Raw genomic sequence first — 24,669 nt, 5'->3', positions numbered from 1 at the left:
AGTATTCAAATACTTAGATTTTATCAAGGGCTAGTTTTAAATCTTCAATCAAATCATCTGCGTTTTCCAAACCAACCGAGATACGAATCTGATTTGGAGTGACACCACAAGCCAACAAATCAGATTCTGCCAATTGTTGGTGAGTTGTTGTTGCAGGGTGAACCACTAAAGATTTTGCATCAGCAACGTTAGCCAAATCTGAGAAGATTTCAAGATTATCGATAACGGTACGTGCTTCGTCTTGCCCACCTTTAACATGGAAAGTGAAAATAGAACCTGGTCCTTTAGGGAAGTATTTTTGTGCCAAGTCATAGTAAGGACTTGATGGCAATCCAGGGTAGTTAACTTTTTCAACTTTTGGATGATTTTCCAAAAAGTCTACGATTTTTTTCGCATTTTCGACGTGGCGTTCGACACGAAGTGAAAGTGTTTCAAGTCCTTGTAAAAGCAAGAAAGCATTGAAAGGTGCCAAGGCAGCCCCTGTGTCACGCAAAAGCTGTGTACGAAGGGCAGTGATAAATGCTGCTGGACCAACATCACGTGTATAGCTGATATTGTGGTAAGATGGGTCTTCGTCAACCAACTGTGGGAATTTGCCTGAAGCTTCCCAGTCAAATTTACCAGAATCGACGATAAGGCCACCGATAGTTGTTCCATGTCCACCGATAAACTTAGTCGCAGAATGAACCACGATATCTACACCATGGGAGATAACATTGATGAGATATGGAGTACCAAAAGTATTGTCAGCAACCAATGGAATCTTATGACTGTGAGCGATGTCAGCAATCTTTTCAAAATCAGGAATGTTGATGAGCGGATTACCTAAAGACTCAATCAAGACAAGCTTGGTATTATCTTTGATAGCAGCTTCAATTTCTTCAGGATTGTCAACATCTACAAAAGTTGTTGTGATACCATAGCGTGGAAGAGTTTCTTTTAAGAGATTGAATGTCCCACCATAGAGGGTTGTCGCGGCAACAACATGATCGCCAGCATGTGCTAAACCAAGGATAGCATAGGTGATTGCAGCCATACCTGAAGCCGTAGCCAAGGCACCAACACCACCTTCTAGGGCAGCAATACGTTCTTCAAGTACTGCTACTGTTGGATTGGTAATACGTGTGTAAATATTACCCGGTTTTCTAAGGGCAAAAAGATCTTCACCTTCTTGAGCATCGTCAAAAACATATGAAGTCGTTTGGTAAATTGGAACAGCACGTGATTTTGTTTCCTTGTCAGGTGTTTGTCCAGCGTGTAACTGTAGGGTTTCAAATGAAAATTCTCGTGACATATGGGTGTCCTCCAAAACAAAAGTTGCCTTCATTCTACACCTAGAAAAGCTAGCTGTCTAATAGAATTTTTTTATCAATGTGATAGGGAAGGCTTATAAAAAGAACCTTTCGGTCCTTTTATCCCCTTTTATTTCTTCTCAATAGGTGCTACGCTTGCCAAAACTTTTTTAAGTCCAACTTCTGGGAATTTTATCTTAAGTTCTTGTGTTTTACCACTTCCAGTTACTTCTAGGACGGTACCATCTCCCCACTTCTTGTGGTGAGCGATATCTCCGATTTCCCAGTCAGTAGCTGAATTCCCAGAGTTTGAAGTCTTGCTAAAAGGTAGTCCGCCAGTAGCTTTTGAAAATGGCTGAGCGCCAGTATGTCTTTGAGGTTGTGCATTTGCTTTTCTGGACTGAAGCGCTTGTTGTAAACTCATGCCTTGACCAAATTGTGTTGGCTCTTCCTTTGTAAAACGAACACCAAAAGATGAATTGGCAGGACGTGCCAGACCTTGATATTGTAATAAATCATCTGAAATTTCACGCAAGAAACGGCTAGGACGATTATAGTTAGTTTTACCAAAAAGCGTACGTGTATTAGCGTTGGTAAGGAAAAGAATCTCTTCAGCACGGGTAATACCCACATAAGCTAAGCGACGCTCTTCTTCGAGTTCTTCTGGATCCTCTGAAGCACGAGACAAGGGGAAGACTCCCTCTTCCATACCGATAAGAAAGACAACTGGGAATTCAAGTCCTTTGGCAGCATGGAGAGTCATCAAGGTTACTTCTGCTGCTTCTATATCACCATCGTCCGTATCAGCAATCAACGCTAGATCGTTCAAGAAACGACCTAAACGGTCAATACCTGTTTCATCTTCCGTACCATCGGTGTTGGTTTCATCAAAATTCTTAGTAACAGACATGAACTCTTCGATATTTTCAATGCGTGCTTGACTTTCAAGTGTTTGTTGCATAGAAAGGGCATCCAAATAACCAGACTTATCTAAAACAGCCTCTACAGCTTCAGTAATGCTTAGCCCATCCAACTGGTCACGTAGATTCAGAATCATATTGGCAAAATCGTAAACGCCCTGAGCTGCTTTCCCCTTAATAGGTGACAACATAATATTAGCTGATGCATCTAGGAGACTCATGTTTTGCTCATAGGCAAAGGTACGAATTTTTTCGAGTGTACCAGGTCCAACTCCACGTTTAGGTTCATTAACCACACGTTCAAAGCTAATATTATCCGCAGGATTGGCAATCAAGTTCAAGTAAGAGATAACATCACGGATTTCTTTACGGCTATAGAACTTAGTACCTCCAACCATGGTATAAGGAATATTAGACTTGAGCAAGGCTTCTTCAATGGTACGAGACTGAGCATTGGTACGGTAAAGTACAGCAAAATCCTTGAAGTTCTTACCTTCTTCACGAATAATGTTATCAATAGTTGAAGCAACAAAAACAGCTTCATCACGTTCGTCATTAGCACGGTAATAAACAATTTGTTCACCGTCTTCATTTTGAGTCCAAAGTTTCTTAGGACGACGGTTGCGGTTGTTCTTGATAACTTCATTGGCTGCTTGGAGAATTTTCTTGGTTGAACGGTAGTTTTCTTCCAAGAGAACTACCTTGGCTTCAGGATAGTCCTTCTCAAAATCAAGGATGTTCTGCATATCAGCCCCACGCCAACCGTAGATTGATTGGTCAGCATCACCCACGACACAGATATTTTTGAAGCGAGATGCCAAGAGTTTTACCAACTGATACTGAGCATGGTTGGTATCTTGGTACTCATCCACGTGAATGTACTGATAACGCTGCTGATAATAGGCGAGAACATCAGGATTTTTGTCAAAGAGACGTAAAGTCATCATAATCAAATCGTCAAAATCCATAGCTTCACTACGACGTAGCTCTTCCTGATAGGCCTTGTAACATTTAGCAACGATTTGGGTGTACATATCACCAGCCTGGTGCTCATAGGCCACGTCATCCAATAGATCATTTTTGGCGTTGGAAATCGTCCCTAAGATGGCACGTTCATTCCACTTCTTAGGATCTAGGTTCAGATTCTTGAGAATACGTTTCATCAAAGTACGTTGTTCCCCAGGATCTACGATCGTAAAGTTTCGGTTGTAGCCAATATGGTCCGCTTCACGACGAAGGATTCGCACACACATGCTATGAAAGGTCGCAATCAAGGTTTCTGAAGTTGCGGGATTTAAAGCCATTGCACGTTCACGCATTTCACGGGCAGCCTTATTGGTAAAGGTAATGGCTAAAATATTCCAAGGATTGATCATTTTTTCGTCGATAAGGTAGGCAATGCGATGGGTAAGTACACGAGTCTTCCCAGATCCTGCACCAGCCATAATCAAAAGAGGGCCTTCAGTCGTTTGGACTGCCTCGGCCTGTTTGTCATTCATACCAGTTAATAATGGGTTCATCATATTCTCCATTCTCAAAAATAAGCTCTACTATTTTATCATTTTTCGGATGAAAATGCAGACTCTATTCATAATGCATATAAAATAACTTTAGAAAATAATTGTTTGTTTTTATTTGGAAGTACTTTGCTTAAGATTACTGATATTCCTATATTTTTCTAGCTTTGGAGGAAGACATGCTAAAGAATAATATTCGGATTTTTATACTTTTGATGAAAATTAGTGTTGACACTGTTCGGTTTTTTCGTTAAGATAGAATCACAATAAAATAAGAACCGAGTGATGTCATCAGGATGACTGGTGATTGACGGACTTCTGGAGAGATCTTGAAGCAGCCTTAGCTGTACACAAGACACCGAAGGGGCAAGGGGTAACAACCGAAACTCTCAGGTAAAAGGACAGAAAGCATCGCAAGTTTTTTAGCTTGTAGTAATAGCTTTGTATTCTCAGAGGTCTGGTTAAGCCAAACCTCTTTTTTGACGTCTCGGTTAAAGGAGATTGTAAATTTATGTTAGACTTTTTTACTACCATTGATGATTTTGTCTGGGGTCCACCCCTTCTGGTCCTTCTTGTAGGAACTGGGGTTTACCTTACGATTCGTCTTGGTCTTTTGCAAATTCTTCGTCTTCCTAAAGCTTTTAAACTTATCTTTGCTGAAGATAAAGGGGAAGGTGATATTTCTAGTTTTGCAGCCCTTGCAACTGCTCTCGCAGCAACTGTTGGTACAGGTAACATTGTCGGTGTAGCTACTGCCATCAAAACTGGTGGACCTGGTGCCCTTTTCTGGATGTGGATTGCCGCTTTCTTTGGTATGGCAACCAAATATTCCGAAGGTCTTTTGGCTATTAAATTCCGTACACTTGATGACCAAGGTAATGTATCTGGTGGTCCAATGTATTACATCACACACGGTTTTTCTGGGAAATGGCAAACAATTGCTAAACCTTTGGCCTACTTCTTTGCCTTTGCAGGTGTCCTAGTTGCATGGTTGGGGATTGGTACTTTCTCTCAAGTTAACTCAATCACCGCTTCACTTCAAAATAGCTTTGACTGGTCACCTAAAATCGTAAGTATCATACTCGCTCTTATCACTGCTGCCATCATTTTTGGTGGTATCCAGTCTATTTCTAAAGTTTCTGAAAAGGTCGTACCATTTATGGCTGGACTTTATATTCTAGCAGCTCTTGTGGTTATATTTTCTAACTTTAATCAACTTCTTCCAGTCCTTGAGATGGTCTTTCAATCTGCCTTTACTGGAAAAGCAGCTGTAGGTGGTTTTGCTGGTGCAACAGTCATGGTTGCAATGCGTCTTGGTATTGCGCGTGGTGTCTTCTCAAATGAGTCAGGTCTTGGATCTGCTCCTATCGCCGCTGCTGCAGCTAAGACTGAAGAACCTGTTGAACAAGGTTTGATTTCAATGACAGGTACTTTCATTGATACGATTATCATCTGTACACTTACTGGTCTTGCTATCCTTGTAACAGGTCAATGGTCAGGTAGCCTGGAAGGTGCACCTATGACACAAGCAGCCTTCTCTTCTGTTTTTGGCGCATTTGGTGAAATTGCCTTAACACTTTCTTTGGTTCTCTTTGCCTTTACAACAATCTTGGGCTGGTCTTACTACGGTGAACGTTGTTTCGAATTTATTTTCAAATCAACGAAATTCCTTCCACTTTACCGCCTTATCTTTGTGGTTATGGTTGCCCTTGGTGGATACCTCACACTTGATGTTGTTTGGAAAATTGCGGATATCGTAAACGGGTTGATGGCATTGCCTAACTTGATTGCCCTCCTTGTCCTTTCACCAATCATTTTCAAAGAAACTAAATCATACTTTGAACGTCACAAATAAACAAAAAGAGCCTGGGCTCTTTTTTCTTGACTTTATCGGCACCAATCCTTGCTCCCACTGGTCTTTTGCGTTACAATGAAATTAAATCATTTTAAAACTGATACTGAAAAAATCTAAAGGAATAACTATGTCAATTACTAAAGAGTTTGATACGATTACTGCAATTTCAACGCCTTTAGGTGAAGGTGCTATCGGTATTGTTCGCTTATCTGGAACCGATGCTGTTGCTATTGCTAATAAGGTTTTCAAAGGAAAAAATCTAGAAACGGTCGCTTCACATACTATCAATTACGGTCATATCGTGGAAAATGATGAAACCATTGATGAAGTCATGGTCAGTGTGATGCGTGCACCAAAGACCTTTACACGCGAGGATGTCGTGGAAATCAACACACATGGTGGTGTTGCTGTTACTAATGAAATCCTTCAACTTCTAATCCGTTCTGGCGCTCGCATGGCTGAACCAGGGGAATTTACCAAACGTGCCTTCTTGAATGGTCGTGTAGACTTGACTCAGGCCGAAGCTGTCATGGATTTGATTCGTGCTAAAACTGATAAGGCTATGGCCGTTGCCGTTTCCCAACTTGATGGTTCACTCAAGGATCTCATTAACAACACTCGCCAAGAAATCCTTAACACTTTGGCTCAAGTCGAGGTGAATATTGATTACCCAGAGTATGATGATGTTGAAGAAGTTACTACAAATCTTGTCCGTGAAAAGACTCAAGAGTTCCAAGCACTTCTAGAAAATCTTCTTGCTACTGCTAAACGAGGTAAAATCCTAAGAGAAGGTCTTTCAACGGCAATCATTGGTCGTCCAAATGTCGGAAAATCTAGTCTCCTTAACAATCTTCTACGTGAAGAGAAAGCTATCGTCACAGACATTGAGGGTACAACACGTGATGTCATTGAAGAATACGTTAATATCAAAGGCGTCCCCCTTAAGTTAATTGATACCGCTGGTATTCGTGACACAGATGATGTGGTCGAAAAAATTGGTGTTGAGCGTTCTAAGAAAGCTCTTGAAGAGGCTGATTTGGTCCTTCTTGTCCTTAATAGCTCCGAACCACTTACCGACCAAGACCGTACATTGCTTGACATCAGCCAAAATAGCAACCGAATCACTCTCTTAAATAAGACAGACCTTCCTCAAGCAATCCAAATGGAAGAACTTCCTGAAGATGTCATTCCAATTTCAGTTCTCAAGAATGAAAACATTGACAAAATCGAAGATCGCATCAATCAACTCTTCTTTGATAATGCTGGCCTAGTAGAGAAAGATGCTACTTATCTCTCAAATGCCCGTCATATTTCACTCATTGAAAAAGCTCTAGAAAGTCTTGAATCCGTCAATCAAGGTCTTGGATTAGGCATGCCTGTTGATCTCTTACAGGTTGATATGACACGTACTTGGGAAATTCTGGGAGAAATTACTGGTGACGCTGCCCCAGATGAACTCATTACGCAACTATTTAGTCAGTTCTGCCTAGGTAAATAAACATAACTAAATTTATGTAAAAAGATAGATTGCTATCTTTTTATTTTAAATTAGTGTTTTACAGAAATATAATTATGTTAAATCTAATCAATTAATACCTTAAAATGATTTTGTCATGCTTTTCGAAAAAGAAAATGCTATCATGGTACTATCCTATGATTTTGAAAGGTTAATGATGAACCAACAAGCTACTGATACTGATTTTAAACATTTTATAGATTTTGATGATAATCTTCTTCCTTTTAGACTAACTGAAACTAAGGTTGAAAATGGACGCCCTGACATTCTTTTTCATTGGCACCCAGAACTTGAAATCCAATACGTCTATGAAGGGACTGCTCGCTATCACATTGATTATGACTATTTTGATAGTCAGGCTGGGGATATCTTTCTAATTCGTCCTAATGGACTCCATTCTGTCCATCCTATTGATAATCAGTCGCACCATACTGACACTCTTCATTTTCATTTAGATATGTTAGGTCAATCTCTAGTGGACCCTCTTAGTCTCCGTTATCTTCAACCCTTGCAAAATTCTAATTTCAAGTTCAAACAATGTTTAAAATCAACTGATGAGGGATACTATGAAATTAAGAGAGCTCTATTTGAGATTTTTGAGATTATTCGACACAAAGATAGACACTATGAGATTTTACTTAAGTCCAAATTGGAGGAATTGATCTACCTCTTCTACTACTATCGTTTGGTAGAGAGAAAAACTTCTGATGATCATTATCGTAAAAATGAAAAAATTCGGGAAACCATTGATTACATCAATAAGCATTATGCTGAGACGCTTACTATTGAGCAATTGTCCGAGCTCATGGGGTACAGTAAGACGCATTTTATGACTATATTTAAACAACATACAGGTACCTCTTGCACCGAATTTATTATTCAGGCTAGACTGAATGCTGCTTGTGAGGAACTCCGTAATAGCGTCACACCAGTTTTAGAAATCGCTACTAATGTTGGTTTTAATAACCTATCCAATTTCAACCGCCAATTTAAACACTATTATGATCAAACACCAAGCCAGTATCGAAAGACACATAGTAACAAGAAGAAAACAAAAAAGAGTTAGCCAAATGGTTAACTCTTTTTATATCTGCAAACTTCTTAGTTTTTCTCTTTACCTTTGTGTTTTCCACTAAGTCCAAAGAGAGTTAGCAACATACCCAGTCCAAGACGAGCTGCATGTGAACCTTTATCACCTGTTGTTGGAAGTTCTTCGGTTTGGCCTGGATTTTCAGTAAACCTTTCAGTTTCTTTAAGAGTTTCGTTTGAAGTTGAAACGAAGAAGACTTTACCGGTAGGTGTTGTTACTACTTTAGATACTACTGGTTTAGTTTTTCTAACACTTTAGAAGCTACAGTTGGATCAACAGGATTTAATGGATTAACCGTTGGAGCTTCCGCATTCTCTTTCTTATTTAAAGCAGCAAAATCGGCACTTGAAATAGGAAGACCTTGGAAAGAGTCTCCAGAATCAAAGACAAGTGTTGTTCCTTTCGAACGCGTGTCATTTACGATACCTGATAAGAGTGCATCGCCAATGACTCCATTACGGTCACCCTCTACCATACGACCGTGAACGTCCTTAGTGTGGAGAACAGTTACAGTATCATTATTGTCACTTGCGCTTTCGTTTGTCACAACTGCCGGTGTTGTTGGGCTTGCAGCTGCAGTAGATGTCTCATCGGTAGTTGCCTCTGTGGCGACTACTTCTGTGCTTGGTGCTGTAACAGCTACACTAGTTCCTGCTTCTTTCAATGCTTTCTCGTAGCGTTGACTGACGATAGCATTGATTTTGGGATTCCTCCTCTCCGCTTCACGAATACGGGGACTGACCGTCTTATTTTGTACGGCTTCATCCATTGACGTTGCATCTGACCGCTCATTAATTGTCCTCATATACTCTCCCTGCTTACCTTTTCCTAAATTATACTAAAAAAAGCGAAACGCCTAAAACGTTCCACCTTAAATCATGATAACTAGTCTTGCCAAGTTTCTTGATTTTCTTTGAATTTCTTCAAAAGTTGAAGTCCGTCTGCTGTGATGTAGCCTTGCACTTTAGCGACTTTGATCAACTCAGTGTAGTTTGAAAGAGTAACCAATTTCACACCAGCATCCGCAAAGTTTTTCTCAGCTTTTGGCAATTCGTAAGTAAAGATAGCCACAACACCTATAACATCAGCCCCTTCACGCTCTGCAGCTGCGACGGCATCAAGAACAGAACCACCAGTTGAAATCAAGTCTTCAACAACAACCATCTTTTCGCCCTTAACCACACGACCTTCAATTTGGTTACCAGCACCATGATCTTTTGGTTTGCTACGAATATAGGCGAATGGAAGGTTCATCTTGTCAGCGATGATTGCACCGTGAGGAATACCCGCAGTTGCAGTACCTGCAATCACTTCTACTTCGGGGAATTCTTCCTTAATTTTTTCCACAAAACCATTTTCAATAAGTGTACGAGTTTCTGGATAAGACAAAGTAATACGATTGTCTGTGTAGATTGGTGATTTGATTCCTGATGCCCATGTAAATGGTTCTTCAGGTTTAAGGTAAACAGCCTTGATATTGAGCAAGTCAGATGCGATTTGTGATGCTAATGTCATAATTATTATCCTCCGTAAAGCGTTTTCTACTCTTTATTATAACCTAATTCTATCTATTTTCCTATGAAATAAGATCTTTTTGAAAATTTATTGACCGTTCCATTGGGCCTTAATGTCGTGATAAGCTGCCACTGGATCGTCAGCTTGCGTAATTGGACGACCAACAACAATGTAATCTGAACCAATTTGACGAGCATCGGCAGGTGTCATGACACGTTTTTGGTCACCAACTGCTGCTCCTGCTGGTCGAATACCTGGTGTCAAACAAACGAAATCTTCGTTTGTTGCTTCTTTGATTTTGGCTACTTCGTGTGCTGAGCAAACAACACCATCAAGCCCTGCTTCAGCAGTCTTCTTAGCATAATGAACCACTGATTCTTGAAGGGTGGTTTGGATATTTTGGAAATCACGCATCTGCTCTTCAGAGGTAGAGGTCAACTGTGTTACAGCAATCAAGATTGGACCATCTCCCAAGCCTTCACGCGCAGCCTTCATCATTTCCACACCACCAGCAGCATGCACATTAGTCATATCAACGCCAAGGTTAGACAAGACACGCATGGCTGATTTCACAGTATTTGGAATATCGTGAAGCTTAAGGTCAAGGAAAACACTATGGCCAAGCTCTTTAACGTAGCGAACAATCTCAGGCCCAGCCGCATAGTAAAGCTCCATACCAATCTTCACATAAAGCTTTTCATCAGCAGGAAACTTAGCAAGGAAGGCCTTCACATCCTCAAAGGTCGGGAAATCAAGGGCAATAACAGGACGATTTTCTCTCATTTCTTATATCCTTTCACACAAAAAACCTCCGCCAGTCAGCGAAGGTTGCACGAAAACAGGGCAGTCCCTACCCTTTAGTGATGCCGTAGCATCTCAGTACACCTTTCTCGCCTCTCTGGACTCGATTAAAGGTTCAGTTCAATTTGTTCTATTATAGCGCTTTTATAAGGGAATGTCAAAGGGGGATATCTTTAATCTCTATCCTGTAGTACATTAATGAAATTTTTAAAACTTATTTCAAAGTCTTTAGAAACCTATATATTCATATTTCATACTTAATTCTTGGTAGATATAATATCTTAAAACTTCTCGAAGAAGCAATGTTGTTTCGTACATCTCACTGATATCTGTTATCAATTTTGGATATTTATCCTTCGAATCACCGTGAGTATAATAATTGCGTGTTTGAGTTAATTTTTTTATCAGCAATTCTCTCTCTACATTTGAAAAAATTTTAGACTGATTAAGCTCATCTATTGAATCAAATAAATTTTTCAACCGTTCAGAAAGACTTGGTTCTTTCTTATTAAATTTCAATCTATTTCTAAACTTACCTCTAACCTCCTCTAAGATATTTGTATTTATAAAATTGAGCAAACATCGTTTTTGTTTTTCTTCAATATCAGATAAACGTTGCGGTATTTTAAAATTCTTAAAATTTCTAGAATATACTTCTAGATTTCTGATTGCATCAACCAACTGATCTTCCAAGAATAAGTTACCATGAAGATTTTTTGAAAATTGTTTAACTATAAAATCAAGTTCCTCAGATTTATCAAACCAATGATTTAAAATAGCTTCAAAATTATCCTCTAATCTCTTTAAAGAGATATCTTGCTGAGAATTTGATTTCCATTTTTTAGATTTTCTAGCATGTTGCACAAAGAATTTTCCTTTTGTCAGTGGCAAACGTTTATCATCTACCATTTTATAATCAACTAGAAATTCAATATTAGTAAAAGACAAAGGTATATTTGATAAAATTTCAATAAGGTCCTTAATCTTCCATGAAGCTTGATAAAAATCATTAAAAAGTCTTTTTTTTGAATCAGCTGAAGTAAGTTTAATTAAATAATCACTTGTAAATGATATGTTTGTAAACGAAGAATGTAGTATTGCTGAATCTTCAAAGTTCATTCCTACTGATTTTATTAACGCCTTTGTTGATTGATATTTATGTACTGCACTCTTAAAAATAGTTTGATTCTTATCACGCTTAATGGTCACTAGTGATTTGGCAATCCATTCCTCAATGTGTTCAAAACTAAATTTAAATTCTTTTATTTTTTCAGAATCTAATTCATTTATTAATTTCTTAAAGGCTCCTGAATTATAGTCAAAGTTTTCTACTTCATTATAATATACACTGTAGATTTTAAAGTCTTTTACTCTATATTTAGTTATTGAAAAACCAGGATATGATAAATACACCATTGGTTCTCCATAAGTGTTTAAAATTAAAATATTGCCATCACTAGTGAATCCATATATTTTTTCCAAATGCTTGCCAAGATTAAAAGAAATACTTAGGTCCTCATCAAATTCGCCAAATAATTCTAATACAATTTCTCTTGAAGAATAATGTAAAATACCGCTCAAATTATTCTTACTATTGAAATTATCTGGACATTCTGAAAAATAACCTTTTATATCAAACTCTTTGTCCCAAGTATAATCTTTAAATTTCATAATGCTCCTTTTATTTTTTTAAACCTCTTTCTGAGTTTCTAAATTTAAGAAATCAAATACATAGCTTCAAGAAATTACAATTCAAAAATTCTTTTATCTATCAATAATGATATTATACTCCAAGAATACTTAGTATTTCTAGAAAAAATAGTTCACCCATTCGAGGTAGCATACTAACTAATATATAGATATAATCTGGCATTAACTGTACTTCAATTATTTAAACGCCTTTATAATAATTTATTTTATTCACAACGCTAGAGAGAATTAAACATAAAGTCACCAATAAAAAAGATGGAAGTTTTAGTTTCCATCTTTTTACTTTTAAATCAATTATTCTATTTCCTCAACAAGTCTGTTCGAACTTCCTCACGTAAGTCTTCGAGTGTTGTGATTTCGTACTTGTCCATAACTTCAGGGAGTCGGTCAATGATTTTAGGGCAGGCATATGGATCTGCGAAGTTGGCTGTTCCGACACCGATAGCTGAGGCACCAGCAATAAACATTTCGATAGCCGCTTCGGCACTGTCGACGCCCCCCATACCGATGATTGGAAGATCTGACGCTAGAGCAACTTGGCGGATAAGTTTAAGGGCTACTGGGAAGACAGCTGGGCCTGACATACCACCTTGGCCATTGGCAATAATAGGTTTGCGAGTCGCCAAGTCATAGCGTGTTCCGACCAAGGTGTTAATCATGGTGAAACCTGTCGCACCGGCATCTTCGACTGCCTTGGCAACACTTGTGATGTCAGCCACGCTTGGTGTCAGTTTGACATAGACGGGCACATCAGAATGAGAAACACTGGCTTTTACGGCTGCATAGGCAAGTTCTGGGACTTGTCCAATGAGTAGGCCATTATTGCCATGGTCTACGTTTGGGCAAGAGATGTTGAGCTCAATTGCCTTGACGTTACTAGCTTTGGAAATCTTGTGAGAGACTTCCGCATATTCTTCGTTAGAAAATCCAGCCACATTGGCAATGATTGGCAACTCAGGATAATGTTCCTGTAACCATGGGAGTTTTTCAAACAAGACAGCATCAACACCAGGGTTTTGCAAGCCAATGGCATTAAGCATGCCTGATGGTGTCTCAGCCACACGTGGTGTTGGGTTACCAAAACGAGGGTTGGCGGTCGTTGCCTTAATCATGATCGATCCTAGTTTATCCAAATCGTAATACTTGGCATACTCTTGACCAAAACCAAAGCAACCAGAAGCTGGGATAATAGGATTCTTCAAATCGAGTCCTGGAAGGCTAATAGCTAAACGATTTTCTGATTTAATTTCTGACATAGTAACCTCCTAGACGATGACTTTTCCGGTAGGGAAGACTGGTCCTTCTTCGCAAACACGAAGATTTTTGGCGTCCGACTCTCCTTTAACGTGAACCACACAGGCATAGCAAGCACCCATACCACAAGCCATGCGAGCTTCCATAGAAACATAGGCATGAGGGTGATTTTCAAACTTGCTGTCGACATATTTGAGCATACCCGGAGCTCCGCAACTGTAAACGGCATCTGGTGTCCAGTCGAAGTTATCAATGACTGTCGAAACATAACCCTTGATACCGTATGAACCGTCATCGGTCGTCACATAAACATCCCCACAAGCTTTGAGCTTGTCCTCCAAGATGACAGCATCCTTATTGGCAAAACCAATGACTGATACAACTTCCACTCCCTTAGTTTTCAACTGCTTAGCCGTCTCAACTAAAGGTGGCACACCAATACCTCCACCAACTAGGAGAGCTTTCTGCCCAGCCTCAATAACAGAAATATCAAAACCATTTCCCTGAGGGCCCATGGTATCAATGGTTTGTCCAGCTACCATCTTAGACAGAATAGCTGTTCCCTCACGCTCCACACGATAGACAATAGTTGCCTCTTTCTTGTCGTAGTCAATCTCTGAAATGGAAATCGGACGACGAAGGAGCTTGCTTGGGTCTGGCACCTTGAGGTGGACGAACTGACCAACATTCATATCTGCAACCATCTCTCCCTTAAGCACCATCTCAAAAATACGAGGTGCAATCTCACGCTGACTCACAATGGTTAAATCTTCAACTAATATCATGACAACCCTTTCTAAACTACAAAATGTCATCAAAAAAACCTCGCCACATGGCAAGGTCGCACAAAAAATCACAGGAGAACCCTGCTGTTCCAATCTGTCCGACCTTTTAAGCCTCTCTGGACTCATTTAAAGGTTATTTTGTGATTATTATAACCATTTTCAAGCGAGATGTCAAAGCAGAAAAGAAAAAACCAAAGCTCTTAAAACTAGGCTCAGGTCTCTTCAGCCTATAACTAGACCCTCTGTTTGATACATGTCTATTATCATCTTATTGAAACAATCTGTCGTAGACCATAGTATGAGCCAACTGCTGACCATCACCGCCCAACAAATCAACCAAGGCATAAGCAAACGCTAATGCTGTTCCGGCACCACGGCTAGTCACAATATTGCCATCCACAACTACTAAGTCAGTTTGATGATCACCAGATACAATCTGTTCCTCTACACCTGGGAAACAAGTAAACTTTCGCCCTTCAAGCAGGCCTGCACGTTCAAGAACAATTGGTGCCGCACAAATGGCAGCAACGTATTTTCCAGCTTTTGCAGCCTCTTGAAGAGAGGCAATCAAAGTTTCGTTGTCGCGTAGATTAGTTGATCCAGGCATACCTCCAGGAAGGACCACCAAGTCATAATCCGCAAAATTGCCATCAAATACACCATCCATAGCGACTTGAATCCCATGTGAGCCAGTCACTGATGCACTTTCAAGTCCAAGCATGTCACAGTCAAATTCTGCTCGGCGGAAGACATCCACTGGGCTCAAAGCTTCGATTTCTTCAAATCCTTCTGCAAATACTACTGCTACTTTTGTCATGATATACCTCCAATTTACTTATCACTTGATTCTATTACGCCTTAAATTATAGCAGTTTTAGAAGCAGGAAACAAACCATAAAAATATCCTTTAAGCATGAAAAAAAGACAGCACAAGGACTGTCTTTGTCATTTTATCTAAATAAACTTGCTAGGATCCACAAGAGATAAATATGGGCTGGGTAGAAAATATAGAAGAAATTCTTGTTACCACTACCACGCTCACCATTATAGAAATACATAGGAATTGCCGCAAAGATCATCATCCACTGCACACCTGTCGGATCAAACAGATGGGCAATCACTGAAATAACAGCTAAGACAATGATTTGAGCCATGCGATTGGTACGGAAAATATAGAAGAGCAACCCAAGAATAACCATGGCAAAGCCACCCTCAACCATGATAATACTTGGCACAAGTGACAAGAGAAAATCCACGCTATGAGCCACAAATGGATTTCCGTTAGGTGTTTCAAAAATCCCCCCTAGTACAGCAACTGGAATCGCTGAAAGAATCGGCAAGAGAAAGACACCAATCCCTTGAATCAGCTCCTTGTATGATTTATCACGAAGCCCCTTAGCCAACAAATCCCAAGAGCAAATATAAATACCAGTAATAAAGAATGTTGAAAAGGCATTGTTGGTTAAACCGATACTACCATTATGAAAAATACTACCAATGATGGCATTACCAATAATCATAAACCAACTCATGTAAAGCAACCGCCTGAGAAAAGCCATACGATCATGAGTGTAGTGAAAACTATCAGCAGCAAGAAAGAGGAAAATTGGGAAAACCAGACGTCCTAACATCGTCAACCATATAGGTGCGCCCATACTCCCGAACATCTGATAGATTTGGTCCAAAAACATAAGTGCAACAGCTAGGTATTTCAAATTAGTCGCGTTGCTAATCTTTTTTATATCGTTCATTTAATGCTCCTTTAATTTTCAGCATATTAAATAATACCATAACTAGAACATAAATTCAAAAAAATATATGAAGAATTTTGATATGATTTTTAGCTGTTTATGTCATACAATTTTTCAGGATAATTTATACTAGATTAAAATAATAAGTTTAGATTCTCGCCCCCAAGCATTTCTGCAGGCTTTATGCTATAATGGTTAAGCAACATTTACATTTATAACGTATCCAAATTGTTTAAAAATATCTAACCAAGCTAATAAGCTCTCCAAATTTTTGAAATAACTTTTTTGCGAGCAGACCGAGCAATTAACCGAGACTTTCCGCCGTGTTAAAAGCACCTGAAACCTTTTAGTTTCAGGCGCTCGGAATTTTTTACAAAGTTCCATGACGTCCGCCAACACCTAAGGAAAGTCTCACAAAGTATTTTATTTTTAAAATAAAACAATCATCATCTCTAACAAGAAAGGAAGTACATCATGTCTTTTGACGGCTTTTTTCTTCACCATATGACGGCTGAGTTGCGTGAGCAGGTGCTCTACGGGCGTATCCAGAAGGTTAATCAGCCTTTTGAGCGTGAGTTGGTCCTGACCATTCGTAACAATCGTCAGAATTACAAGCTTCTGCTTTCGGCTCACCCTGTTTTTGGGCGTATTCAGACGACCAAGGCTGACTTGCCAAATCCACAGAATCCAAACACCTATACCATGATTATGCGGAAATACCTTCAGGGAGCGGTTATCGAGGATATTAAGCAGCTGGAAAATGACCGTGTCCTTGAAATTTCGGTCTCTAACAAAAACGAAATAGGTGACAGCGTTAAGGTTACTCTTGTCATGGAGATCATGGGAAAACATTCCAACATTATCCTGATTGACAAGAACGAGAGCAAAATCATCGAGTCTATTAAGCATGTTGGTTTCTCACAAAATAGTTACCGTACTATTCTGCCTGGTTCTACCTATATCGCTCCTCCTAAGACAGACGCCAAGAATCCTTTTGATATTCCAGACGAAAAACTCTTTGAAATCCTACAGACTGAGGATTTGTCAGCTAGAAACCTTCAAAAACTTTTCCAAGGTTTGGGCCGTGACACGGCCAATGAATTATCAGCCTTACTTGAGACTGATAAACTCAAGAATTTCCGTGCCTTCTTCAATCGCGAAGTAGAGCCAAACTTAACAGCTAAGGCATTTTCAGCTGTAAGATTCTCAGATAGTCAGGACCAACCTGAGTTTGAAACCCTGTCAGCCCTATTGGATTATTACTACTTAGACAAGGCGGCGCGTGACCGCGTGGCTCAACAGGCTAGTGATTTAATCCATCGTATGCAAAATGAGCTGGAAAAAAACAAGAAGAAACTTGTTAAACAGGAAAAAGAGCTTGCAGCGACTGAAAATGCTGAGGAGTTTCGTCAAAAAGGGGAACTGTTGACCACATATCTTAGCATGGTGCCAAATGACAAGGATAGTGTCGAGTTAGACAATTACTACACTGGTGAAAAGATTACCATTCCTCTAAATGTGGCTCTAACGCCAAACCAAAATGCTCAGCGTTACTTCAAGAAATATCAAAAACTCAAGGAAGCTGTTAAGCACTTGACTGGTTTGATTGAGGAAACCAAGCAGACTATTGATTATTTAGAAAGTGTGGAGTTCAGTCTTTCTCAAGCCAACATGGATGAAATCGAGGATATTCGTGAGGAGCTTGTTCAGGCTGGCTTTATGAAACGTCGTTCAACTGACAAGCGCCACAAACGCAAGAAACCTGAACAATATCTGGCTTCTGATGGTAAGACCATTATCATGGTTGGTCGTAACAACCTGCAGAATGAGGAGTTAACCTTCAAGATGGCTAAAAAAGGGGAGCTCTGGTTCCACGCTAAGGATATCCCAGGTAGTCACGTAGTTATCAAGGACAATCTTAACCCAACTGACGAAGTCAAGACAGATGCTGCTGAATTGGCGGCGTACTACTCTAAGGCCCGTCTGTCAAATTTGGTTCAAGTCGATATGATTGATGTAAAAAAACTCAACAAACCAACAGCCGGTAAACCTGGATTTGTAACTTATACGGGACAAAAGACCTTACGTGTCACACCGACTGAAGAAAAAATTGATAGTATGCGGATGAAGTAATCTACTTTATAAAATCAAACTCTCTTGTTTTAGAAACGAGAGAGTTTTTCTATGTCTTCATTAGAGCAATTTCTTTTGTTGATGAATGTTATTTTCTTCTTGTTTTCATTACATTTTTCGGACGACTATGCTAAACTATAAGGGTAATTTACCTATATTAAAGGAGACTTTCAGCATGAAGGCTCTTATGTCATATACGAGTTCTGTTTTAGAATGGTTAGGGCACTATGTTGGGCTTTTAGTCTTCGGACTATTATTTGTGACTACTTTGCTCATTCGCACGACCATGATGACGGGATACTTTGAGTGGGCAGAGATTAGTAGCGTTCCTTGGTATGTTTATGTTTCAGGTGGGGTCATTCTGCTTTTGACCCTTCTCTGGCCGAAGATCTTAAAGGAACTGACAACAAAGCAGATTTTCATCTTTTTTTCCATTTGCTTTGTGAGTTTTGGCCTACTGTTGATTTTTCTGACTAGTTTTGCTGGTCGAGACGATGCAGGAACTGTCTTTAAGGGGGCGGTCCAGTTCAATGCTGGCAACTTCTCCTTGATTAAACCAGGAGCCTACTTCTACCGCTATCCTCACCAGTTGGGATTGCTTAGTTTTGAACGCTTGGTTCTCTATCTGATTCCTTTGCCGGTCATCTCGGTTTTCTATGTATTGAATCTTGGCATGGTCATTGCTATGAATTATGCGACATGGAAGATTACGGATGAACTGTTTACGAGACCTTTAGTCAGTCGTTTGTCTGTCATCATGAGCTTTGGTTTCTTGCCCTTAGTCTTTAACATTATGTTTGCCTATGGACTTATGTATGGGTTGTTCTTTTCTAGTTTTGCTGTTCTCCTTTTTCTACGTTACTTAAGACGTGGTAAGGCTAGGAATGCGATTCTTTCAGTAGCCATGTTATCTTTGGCCTACTGGGTAAGGAGCAATAACATCATTCTCATTATTGCGCTATCTGGTATCTTGATACTACTGACTTTGAGAGAGAAACGTTACCGCTATTTACTTTTAGTTTTGGCCCTCTTTGCCTTTCCTATGACCTTGCATAAGGCGACAACCAGTTACTATGAGATTACCACTCATCAAAAAATTCCTGGAACGCCTCAGATTGCTTGGCTGGCCATGGGCTTACAGGACAAACCCGATTCTAAACGAATGCCAGGATGGTATACCGGCTATGTCCGTGACATTTACGCCAAGAAAAAGGGCAATATCGAAAAGATTGAAAAAAGCGCCAATCATCTTTTTGATAAGCGTGTTCAATACCTCCTAGCACATCCCAATGAGGCCAGTTGGTTTTTCAGCACCAAGTTTATCAGTTCCTGGACAGAAGGGAGCTTCCAGTCCATCTGGAATGGCCCAAGTAAAGACAAGTTTCAGCCTTTGTGGAATAGGTTTGCGACTTCAATCTATCACGATGGGACCCTACATCTCTTTTTTGTGACCTATATGCAAGGCTATCTCTTAGTCTTATATCTCGGTGGTGTGTTCTACTACGCTTTCACTTATAAACGAATGGGGGACGGAGCAACGTTGGGACTTTATGCCTTTCTCTATCTCTTTGGGGGTATCCTCTTCCACCTCATATCTGAGACTAAAAGCCAGTACACCCTACCTTATATTTACTTACAGATTCCAATGATTGCGGCGGGCTACAACCATATGACACAAATACTTAGCCACTATCTAAAAAATAGGCGAAAGTCATCCTAGGATGGCTTTTTGTCATTGTTTCACAATTACAATCTTGTTATAATAGTTCTATGAAAAATTCGTCAGTTGATCTTTTACGAGGCCCTATTTTGCGGTCTCTTTTAATCTTTGCTCTACCGATTCTGATATCCAATATTTTCCAGCAACTCTATAATACTGCGGATGTCATGATTGTGGGTCGCTTTCTAGGACCAGATGCTTTGGCTGCTGTAGGAGCTTCTTCTGCTATTTTTGATTTGATTATCGGCTTTGCTCTTGGTGTCGGAAATGGTATGGGAGTTGTTATCGCACGTTATTATGGTGCGCAAGACTATAGAAAACTTCGTCAGTCTGTCGCGGCCACAGTTGTCATCGGTCTGGGATTAAGTGCCCTGGTTATGATTTTAGGACATTTCGGGCTCTATCCTTTGCTAAGATTTTTAGGGACGCCTACTTCTATCATTGGGCAGTCCTACCAGTATATTTCTATGATTGTCTCCTGTGTTGGGGTAACTTTGGGATATAATCTGTGTGCAGGTCTCCTCAGAGCGGTTGGTGACAGTCTGACAGCCCTCTATTTTCTGATATTTTCGGCTCTGGTCAATATCGTTTTAGACCTTTTCTTTATTACACAACTCCATCTTGGTGTTCAATCAGCAGGCTTGGCAACGATTATTTCTCAAGGACTTTCAGCACTTCTTTGTCTTTACTATATTAAGAAAAAAGTGACCTTACTTCTACCAAGCAAGTCAGACTTTATTCTTGATTCAAGTCTTTATTTGGACCTTTTTGGACAAGGAATGGCCATGGGACTCATGAATTCTATTGTTTCTATTGGGACTGTGACCTTACAATATGCCATTAACGGCTTTGGACCTCTTATCATTAGCGCTCAAGTGGCGGCAAGACGGATTATGTCCTTCGCTGTTCTCCCTTTGACTTCACTTGCTGCCGGTGTGATCACCTTCACCTCTCAGAATTTCGGTGCCAGACAGTTTAAACGCATAGTAGCTGGGTTAAAGCAATCCTGTCTTGTTTCTATAACTTGGTCTGTCATTGCTTGTGCCCTCCTCTATGTAGCAAGCCCCTTCTTAGCTGGTCTTATCTCTGGTTCAAATAATGCTGTGATAATTGACAATGCTAGTCGCTACCTTCGTATCAGTTCTCTCTTTTATCCTATTTTAGGAATGCTCCTCATCTTTAGAAATAGCCTACAAGGTCTAGGTAAGAAACTGACACCTTTAACCTCTAGTTTCATTGAGCTTTTTGGAAAAATTCTCTTTGTTCTTTTGGTCATTCCTTCTATGGGTTACCTTGGCGTTATCCTATGCGAGCCCTTGATTTGGATTCCAATGACCATTCAGCTCTATTTTGCCTTAAGAAAACATATTAAACGTTTGTTTGTCGGTTAAACTGTTCTTTAACATAGAAAAACGACCATACCGGTCGTTTGTTTCATAATAGCTTCTTGGGAGACAATCCCAAAGCCCAGCATGTAAGTTGAGTAATCAGCATAGATGACCTTGTTATTTTGAACATCCTTTAAGCTAGTCCAGACAGGGGTATTTTTAACTCTGTTATCTAGGAGTTCTTGAGAATCTGCTTGAACAATCAGGAGGTCCGGATTAATGTATTTTAGTTTATATAGATCGATAACTTGGAACATATCATCTGGATTACCCTGCTAACCAACTGAGATAACTTTTTTATCCTTGGATTGTTTCTTAAAGAGAGTTGAAAAGTCTTAACTATCAGTTTGACCGGTTGTCGCACCTATAGGAGTGATAGCCAATGGGTCTAAAATTTCACCATTGAGGTCGTCGAGGATAACGATACATTTGGGAGCTTTTTTCACCCCCGTCCTATCAAAATCATTCACAAACGTCTTCTCTTTGAAAATCTGACTTGTATTGTTTGACTTTGCATTTTCTCCTATCATGATATAATAAATAAACAACATTGTATTGGAGAATCATATGATATTTACACACATTTTCTTCGACCTTGATGGTACCCTTACAGATAGTTCTGAGGGCATCCACAATGGTTTTGTCCAAACCTTTGAAACACTGGGCCTACCTGTTCCAAGCAATAAAAAAATTCGCACCTTTATGGGACCACCTCTAGAAGTGACATTCAAAGAAGAAGTAAGCGAAGAAGGTGCTGCCCAAGCTGTTCAGCTTTATCGTGACTATTATGAGAGCAAAGGACAGTTTGAAGCTCATCTCTACGACGGTATAAAAGAAGTACTCGAGGAGCTGAGTCAAGATCCAAATAAGAAAATCTATATCACAACTTCCAAAAATGAGCCTACTGCTCGGGAAATGTGCAAGTACCTTGGCATCACTGAGTTTTTTGATGGCATCTATGGGGCCACACCTGCTGCTTTTAACAAGGCTGACGTCTTGCAGCGTGCTATTACTGAAAATAATGCGAACAAAGACCAGTCTGTCATTGTTGGCGACACCAAGTATGACATGATTGGTGGAAAAACAGTTGGTATTAAGACATTGGCTGTAACATGGGGATTTGGAACCAACGAAACGTTATTAGCGGAAAATCCTGATTTTGTAGCTAATACTGCTCAAGAACTCTGGGATATTTTGAAATAACAATTGATACATGAAAAGAACATGACTATACCATCATGCTCTTTTCTATCGAATCAAGATTACATCTGAACAATGATATCTAAGCAGAGCTCTAAGGCCTTATCAAAAGCCTCTGAACCCCAATTTCGTTGATTGTAATTGTCTATATCTGCTAGGGAATCAGCAGTAAACAGAAGCAAGCCCCAAATAGCTCCACGAAGTTGAGCAACTGCTGCAAGAGATGCACATTCCATCTCTACAACACTACACCCCTCTTCAATGCGATAAGCAACTTTACCAGGTGTTTCTCTATAAAATCCGTCTGTCGACCAGGTCATGACCTCTTCATAGGGGATTTCCTTTTGCTTTAAAGTTCTCTCAATAGCATCAAGAGCTTGTTCATTCATGTCTATATAGCGCGATGGGGCTACATAGTGGTAACTTGCACCTTCATCTCGCAATGCTCTCGTCGGAATCAAAAAAACATTCTCTGGCATGTCTACCAAGACGCCACAAGTTCCGGTTGAGATAATTTGCTTTACGCCATAACCAATTAGCCAATCCATAAATTGAGCTGCTGCAGCTGATCCTACTGGAGCTTGAGCCAAGCAAATTTCCTTCCCGTTGTAAGTCATGACATAAACAGGATAGATTTTGGTGGCAGAGACAAATTCGCCAACTTTTTCAGCTCCAACAGAGATCGCATAGCGTTCGACTTCTTCCTCTAAAAAGCCGTAAACACACCTAGGCGGCAGGTCCAAACCTAAATCCTCATGGGTCGGCATAATCACAGCCTGAGGATTGTCATCAAACTCTAAAATAGGAATTTCATGTTTGTATATCATCTGTTGCCTCCTAAGTTTTAAGAATTATTATATCAAAAAATGCAAACTGATTATATGATTTCATAAAATCTATTAGCTTATAATCAATAAAAATAGATGATTAAATCATAACACCTAAAAAGGACATGAATCTGCTTTAGGCAAAAACATGTCCTTTTGTGTACTATTTCAAGAAATATGATTACAATAAACTCTTATTTCCACAAGCCACCTAAAATCTGCTTTTCCAACAATTCTAAGTCTTTTTCTCTTATTTCGCTATTGTCCCCAACGATATAGAGTTGTGCAAAGTAGGCCAACAAGGGACCCACACAAATACGAACCATTTGTGGAATTGTTAATTCAGGATTCACACGTGAATCTGCTATCAATTCCTTGTGGAGTACTAAAAGTTTATCATGAAGAGTGTTCCAAATATAGAGTTGTTCCTTTCTCAGTTTCTTATTTGAAAAAATTTCCTGTAGAATAATTTTCATCAAGGCACGATTTTTTTTGAGATAGGCCATGCGATTGTGAACGAGATAATGAACCTTTTCTTCGGTCGTGTTAAGTGCCAAAAGTTCCTCAAAAAAACGACCGAAAAGTCCTGGAACAACAGGATGTAAAATAGCTGTTAATAAATCTTCTTTGGTCTTGAAATACTTGAAAAGCGTTGCCTGACTAAGTCCCGCATGTTTGGCAATTTGTAGGGTGGAGGTCCCATTGTAACTCTTAGTAGAAATCAAATCGACCGCAGCCTGCATGATTTTTTTCTTTCCTTTGGGATAGTCTGCCTCTTTTAGATAAGCTTCAAACGACTCAAAAATACTCTCGCTCATTTTCATCCTCGTATATTTATATTTTAAACTTTACGATAACGACGCAATCCGACAATATTGAGAATTGTCAAAACGATAAGGAAAAGCAGTAAAACACCAATATTAGGTACGACATCTCCAATTCCACGTCCGTAAAGAATAATCTGACTCATTGCATCACCTGAGTAGGTCAATGGCAAGAATTTTCCAATTGTTTTTGCCCACTCTCCCATTGAATCAAGTGGAATGATTCCTGAGAAAAAGAGTTGAGGCAAAATCACAAGAGGAATAAATTGCGTCATTTGAAATTCTGATTTTGCCAAAGTAGACAAGAGAATTCCGAAAGCTAGTGCTACAAGAGCCAGTACCACATTAACTATTATAACATTTAACAGACTTCCGACAACGTCAATATCTAACAACCAAATGGCAGCCATGACAACTACTGCTGTCTGAAGAATAGCAATAAGTCCATAAGATATCATGTAACCATAAACGATTTCCGAACGTTTGACTGGTGTCGCTAACAAGCGATCCAAGGTTCCGCTGGTACGTTCTTTCAAAAGTGCCATCCCTGAAATCAAGAAAACAAAAAAGA

At 39.6% G+C, this 24,669-nt stretch carries 22 protein-coding genes and 1 riboswitch; of the genes, 7 read left to right on the top strand and 15 right to left on the bottom strand.

Going from position 1 to position 24,669, the window contains the following annotated elements; translation table 11 throughout:
- Window positions 1-13 precede the first annotated feature (13 nt).
- A complete protein-coding gene (locus RDY04_RS04785; RefSeq protein WP_303950692.1) occupies window positions 14-1,294 on the bottom strand; it encodes an O-acetylhomoserine aminocarboxypropyltransferase/cysteine synthase family protein in 1,281 nt (426 codons plus the stop codon).
- 128 nt (window positions 1,295-1,422) lie between these two features.
- A complete protein-coding gene (gene pcrA / locus RDY04_RS04780; protein ID WP_303951008.1) occupies window positions 1,423-3,732 on the bottom strand; it encodes a DNA helicase PcrA in 2,310 nt (769 codons plus the stop codon).
- A gap of 305 nt (window positions 3,733-4,037) precedes the next feature.
- Window positions 4,038-4,144: riboswitch (glycine riboswitch) on the top strand.
- Between the two features lie 96 nt (window positions 4,145-4,240).
- Here pcrA and RDY04_RS04775 point away from each other — a divergent pair.
- The 3 genes from RDY04_RS04775 to RDY04_RS04765 all read left to right on the top strand — a co-directional run bounded on the left by RDY04_RS04775 (window position 4,241) and on the right by RDY04_RS04765 (window position 8,166).
- A complete protein-coding gene (locus tag RDY04_RS04775; RefSeq protein WP_303950689.1) occupies window positions 4,241-5,584 on the top strand; it encodes a sodium:alanine symporter family protein in 1,344 nt (447 codons plus the stop codon).
- A gap of 127 nt (window positions 5,585-5,711) precedes the next feature.
- Complete coding sequence (mnmE, locus tag RDY04_RS04770; RefSeq protein WP_303950687.1) at window positions 5,712-7,082, top strand: tRNA uridine-5-carboxymethylaminomethyl(34) synthesis GTPase MnmE; 1,371 nt, start codon at window positions 5,712-5,714, stop codon at window positions 7,080-7,082.
- A 142-nt stretch (window positions 7,083-7,224) separates the two neighbouring features.
- Window positions 7,225-8,166, top strand: a complete 942-nt coding sequence (locus RDY04_RS04765; protein ID WP_303951006.1) for an AraC family transcriptional regulator — start codon at window positions 7,225-7,227, stop codon at window positions 8,164-8,166.
- 253 nt (window positions 8,167-8,419) lie between these two features.
- On the opposite strand, the gene RDY04_RS09600 is transcribed toward RDY04_RS04765, so the two are convergent.
- The 8 genes from RDY04_RS09600 to RDY04_RS04725 all read right to left on the bottom strand — a co-directional run bounded on the left by RDY04_RS09600 (window position 8,420) and on the right by RDY04_RS04725 (window position 16,006).
- A complete protein-coding gene (locus tag RDY04_RS09600) occupies window positions 8,420-8,995 on the bottom strand; it encodes a hypothetical protein (protein WP_374110367.1) in 576 nt (191 codons plus the stop codon).
- 80 nt (window positions 8,996-9,075) lie between these two features.
- The gene (gene pyrE, locus RDY04_RS04755; RefSeq protein ID WP_303950686.1) at window positions 9,076-9,705 is read right to left on the bottom strand and encodes an orotate phosphoribosyltransferase; all 630 of its coding nucleotides are present in this window, start codon (window positions 9,703-9,705) and stop codon (window positions 9,076-9,078) included.
- Window positions 9,706-9,792: 87 nt separating this feature from the next.
- Window positions 9,793-10,488 carry an orotidine-5'-phosphate decarboxylase gene (gene pyrF, locus RDY04_RS04750; RefSeq protein ID WP_002884835.1) on the bottom strand — a complete coding sequence of 232 codons (696 nt, stop codon included), beginning with the start codon at window positions 10,486-10,488 and terminating at the stop codon, window positions 9,793-9,795.
- Between the two features lie 246 nt (window positions 10,489-10,734).
- Window positions 10,735-12,177, bottom strand: coding sequence for a HEPN domain-containing protein (locus RDY04_RS04745; protein ID WP_303950679.1), 1,443 nt, complete (start codon window positions 12,175-12,177; stop codon window positions 10,735-10,737).
- Between the two features lie 338 nt (window positions 12,178-12,515).
- A complete protein-coding gene (locus RDY04_RS04740) occupies window positions 12,516-13,472 on the bottom strand; it encodes a dihydroorotate dehydrogenase (protein ID WP_303950678.1) in 957 nt (318 codons plus the stop codon).
- Window positions 13,473-13,481: 9 nt separating this feature from the next.
- Window positions 13,482-14,255 (bottom strand): dihydroorotate dehydrogenase electron transfer subunit, encoded by a 774-nt coding sequence (locus RDY04_RS04735; protein WP_303950676.1) that lies wholly within the window; start codon window positions 14,253-14,255, stop codon window positions 13,482-13,484.
- A 268-nt stretch (window positions 14,256-14,523) separates the two neighbouring features.
- Window positions 14,524-15,072: a DJ-1 family glyoxalase III gene (locus RDY04_RS04730; protein WP_303950674.1), complete on the bottom strand. Its 549-nt coding sequence runs from the start codon at window positions 15,070-15,072 to the stop codon at window positions 14,524-14,526.
- A gap of 133 nt (window positions 15,073-15,205) precedes the next feature.
- Window positions 15,206-16,006, bottom strand: coding sequence for a TraX family protein (locus RDY04_RS04725; protein ID WP_303950672.1), 801 nt, complete (start codon window positions 16,004-16,006; stop codon window positions 15,206-15,208).
- Window positions 16,007-16,480: 474 nt separating this feature from the next.
- On the opposite strand from RDY04_RS04725, the gene RDY04_RS04720 reads away from it, so the two are divergent.
- From RDY04_RS04720 to RDY04_RS04710, 3 genes are all read left to right on the top strand, one after another.
- Window positions 16,481-18,139, top strand: coding sequence for an NFACT family protein (locus RDY04_RS04720; protein ID WP_303950670.1), 1,659 nt, complete (start codon window positions 16,481-16,483; stop codon window positions 18,137-18,139).
- Window positions 18,140-18,314: 175 nt separating this feature from the next.
- The gene (locus RDY04_RS04715) at window positions 18,315-19,859 is read left to right on the top strand and encodes a hypothetical protein (RefSeq protein ID WP_303950667.1); all 1,545 of its coding nucleotides are present in this window, start codon (window positions 18,315-18,317) and stop codon (window positions 19,857-19,859) included.
- A 50-nt stretch (window positions 19,860-19,909) separates the two neighbouring features.
- Window positions 19,910-21,250 (top strand): MATE family efflux transporter, encoded by a 1,341-nt coding sequence (locus RDY04_RS04710; protein ID WP_303950665.1) that lies wholly within the window; start codon window positions 19,910-19,912, stop codon window positions 21,248-21,250.
- An 8-nt stretch (window positions 21,251-21,258) separates the two neighbouring features.
- Here RDY04_RS04710 and RDY04_RS04705 read toward each other — a convergent pair whose 3' ends face one another.
- Together RDY04_RS04705 and RDY04_RS04700 are read right to left on the bottom strand one after the other, a co-directional pair.
- A complete protein-coding gene (locus tag RDY04_RS04705) occupies window positions 21,259-21,504 on the bottom strand; it encodes a hypothetical protein (protein ID WP_303950663.1) in 246 nt (81 codons plus the stop codon).
- A 78-nt stretch (window positions 21,505-21,582) separates the two neighbouring features.
- Window positions 21,583-21,717, bottom strand: coding sequence for a hypothetical protein (locus RDY04_RS04700; protein WP_303950661.1), 135 nt, complete (start codon window positions 21,715-21,717; stop codon window positions 21,583-21,585).
- 97 nt (window positions 21,718-21,814) lie between these two features.
- On the opposite strand from RDY04_RS04700, the gene RDY04_RS04695 reads away from it, so the two are divergent.
- On the top strand, window positions 21,815-22,450 hold the full coding sequence (locus RDY04_RS04695) for an HAD-IA family hydrolase (protein WP_303950659.1): 636 nt from the start codon (window positions 21,815-21,817) through the stop codon (window positions 22,448-22,450).
- A gap of 59 nt (window positions 22,451-22,509) precedes the next feature.
- Here the strand turns inward: RDY04_RS04695 and RDY04_RS04690 are convergent, their stop codons facing one another.
- The 3 genes from RDY04_RS04690 to RDY04_RS04680 all read right to left on the bottom strand — a co-directional run.
- Window positions 22,510-23,274 carry a nucleoside phosphorylase gene (locus tag RDY04_RS04690; protein ID WP_303950657.1) on the bottom strand — a complete coding sequence of 255 codons (765 nt, stop codon included), beginning with the start codon at window positions 23,272-23,274 and terminating at the stop codon, window positions 22,510-22,512.
- A 194-nt stretch (window positions 23,275-23,468) separates the two neighbouring features.
- Complete coding sequence (locus RDY04_RS04685) at window positions 23,469-24,092, bottom strand: TetR/AcrR family transcriptional regulator (RefSeq protein WP_303950654.1); 624 nt, start codon at window positions 24,090-24,092, stop codon at window positions 23,469-23,471.
- Between the two features lie 23 nt (window positions 24,093-24,115).
- Window positions 24,116-24,669: ABC transporter permease (locus RDY04_RS04680; RefSeq protein ID WP_303950651.1), on the bottom strand; the 554-nt coding region annotated here is incomplete at its 5' end.

Source organism: uncultured Streptococcus sp. (genome assembly GCF_902463925.1).
GTDB lineage: Bacteria > Bacillota > Bacilli > Lactobacillales > Streptococcaceae > Streptococcus.
This window is presented reverse-complemented; position numbering and strand designations above follow the sequence as displayed.

Excerpts from the sequence above, each read along its gene's own strand:
- RDY04_RS04785 (WP_303950692.1), bottom strand. The coding sequence starts at position 1,294 with ATGTCACGAGAATTTTCATTTGAAACCCTACAGTTACACGCTGGACAA.
- RDY04_RS04725 (WP_303950672.1), bottom strand. The coding sequence starts at position 16,006 with ATGAACGATATAAAAAAGATTAGCAACGCGACTAATTTGAAATACCTA.
- RDY04_RS04705 (WP_303950663.1), bottom strand. The coding sequence starts at position 21,504 with ATGTTCCAAGTTATCGATCTATATAAACTAAAATACATTAATCCGGAC.
- RDY04_RS04730 (WP_303950674.1), bottom strand. The coding sequence starts at position 15,072 with ATGACAAAAGTAGCAGTAGTATTTGCAGAAGGATTTGAAGAAATCGAA.
- RDY04_RS04765 (WP_303951006.1), top strand. The coding sequence starts at position 7,225 with ATGGTACTATCCTATGATTTTGAAAGGTTAATGATGAACCAACAAGCT.
- pyrF (WP_002884835.1), bottom strand. The coding sequence starts at position 10,488 with ATGAGAGAAAATCGTCCTGTTATTGCCCTTGATTTCCCGACCTTTGAG.
- RDY04_RS04715 (WP_303950667.1), top strand. The coding sequence starts at position 18,315 with ATGAAGGCTCTTATGTCATATACGAGTTCTGTTTTAGAATGGTTAGGG.
- pcrA (WP_303951008.1), bottom strand. The coding sequence starts at position 3,732 with ATGAACCCATTATTAACTGGTATGAATGACAAACAGGCCGAGGCAGTC.
- RDY04_RS04710 (WP_303950665.1), top strand. The coding sequence starts at position 19,910 with ATGAAAAATTCGTCAGTTGATCTTTTACGAGGCCCTATTTTGCGGTCT.
- RDY04_RS04720 (WP_303950670.1), top strand. The coding sequence starts at position 16,481 with ATGTCTTTTGACGGCTTTTTTCTTCACCATATGACGGCTGAGTTGCGT.
- RDY04_RS04695 (WP_303950659.1), top strand. The coding sequence starts at position 21,815 with ATGATATTTACACACATTTTCTTCGACCTTGATGGTACCCTTACAGAT.
- RDY04_RS04685 (WP_303950654.1), bottom strand. The coding sequence starts at position 24,092 with ATGAGCGAGAGTATTTTTGAGTCGTTTGAAGCTTATCTAAAAGAGGCA.
- mnmE (WP_303950687.1), top strand. The coding sequence starts at position 5,712 with ATGTCAATTACTAAAGAGTTTGATACGATTACTGCAATTTCAACGCCT.
- RDY04_RS04745 (WP_303950679.1), bottom strand. The coding sequence starts at position 12,177 with ATGAAATTTAAAGATTATACTTGGGACAAAGAGTTTGATATAAAAGGT.
- RDY04_RS04735 (WP_303950676.1), bottom strand. The coding sequence starts at position 14,255 with ATGATATTAGTTGAAGATTTAACCATTGTGAGTCAGCGTGAGATTGCA.
- RDY04_RS04740 (WP_303950678.1), bottom strand. The coding sequence starts at position 13,472 with ATGTCAGAAATTAAATCAGAAAATCGTTTAGCTATTAGCCTTCCAGGA.
- RDY04_RS04690 (WP_303950657.1), bottom strand. The coding sequence starts at position 23,274 with ATGATATACAAACATGAAATTCCTATTTTAGAGTTTGATGACAATCCT.
- RDY04_RS04775 (WP_303950689.1), top strand. The coding sequence starts at position 4,241 with ATGTTAGACTTTTTTACTACCATTGATGATTTTGTCTGGGGTCCACCC.
- RDY04_RS09600 (WP_374110367.1), bottom strand. The coding sequence starts at position 8,995 with ATGAGGACAATTAATGAGCGGTCAGATGCAACGTCAATGGATGAAGCC.
- pyrE (WP_303950686.1), bottom strand. The coding sequence starts at position 9,705 with ATGACATTAGCATCACAAATCGCATCTGACTTGCTCAATATCAAGGCT.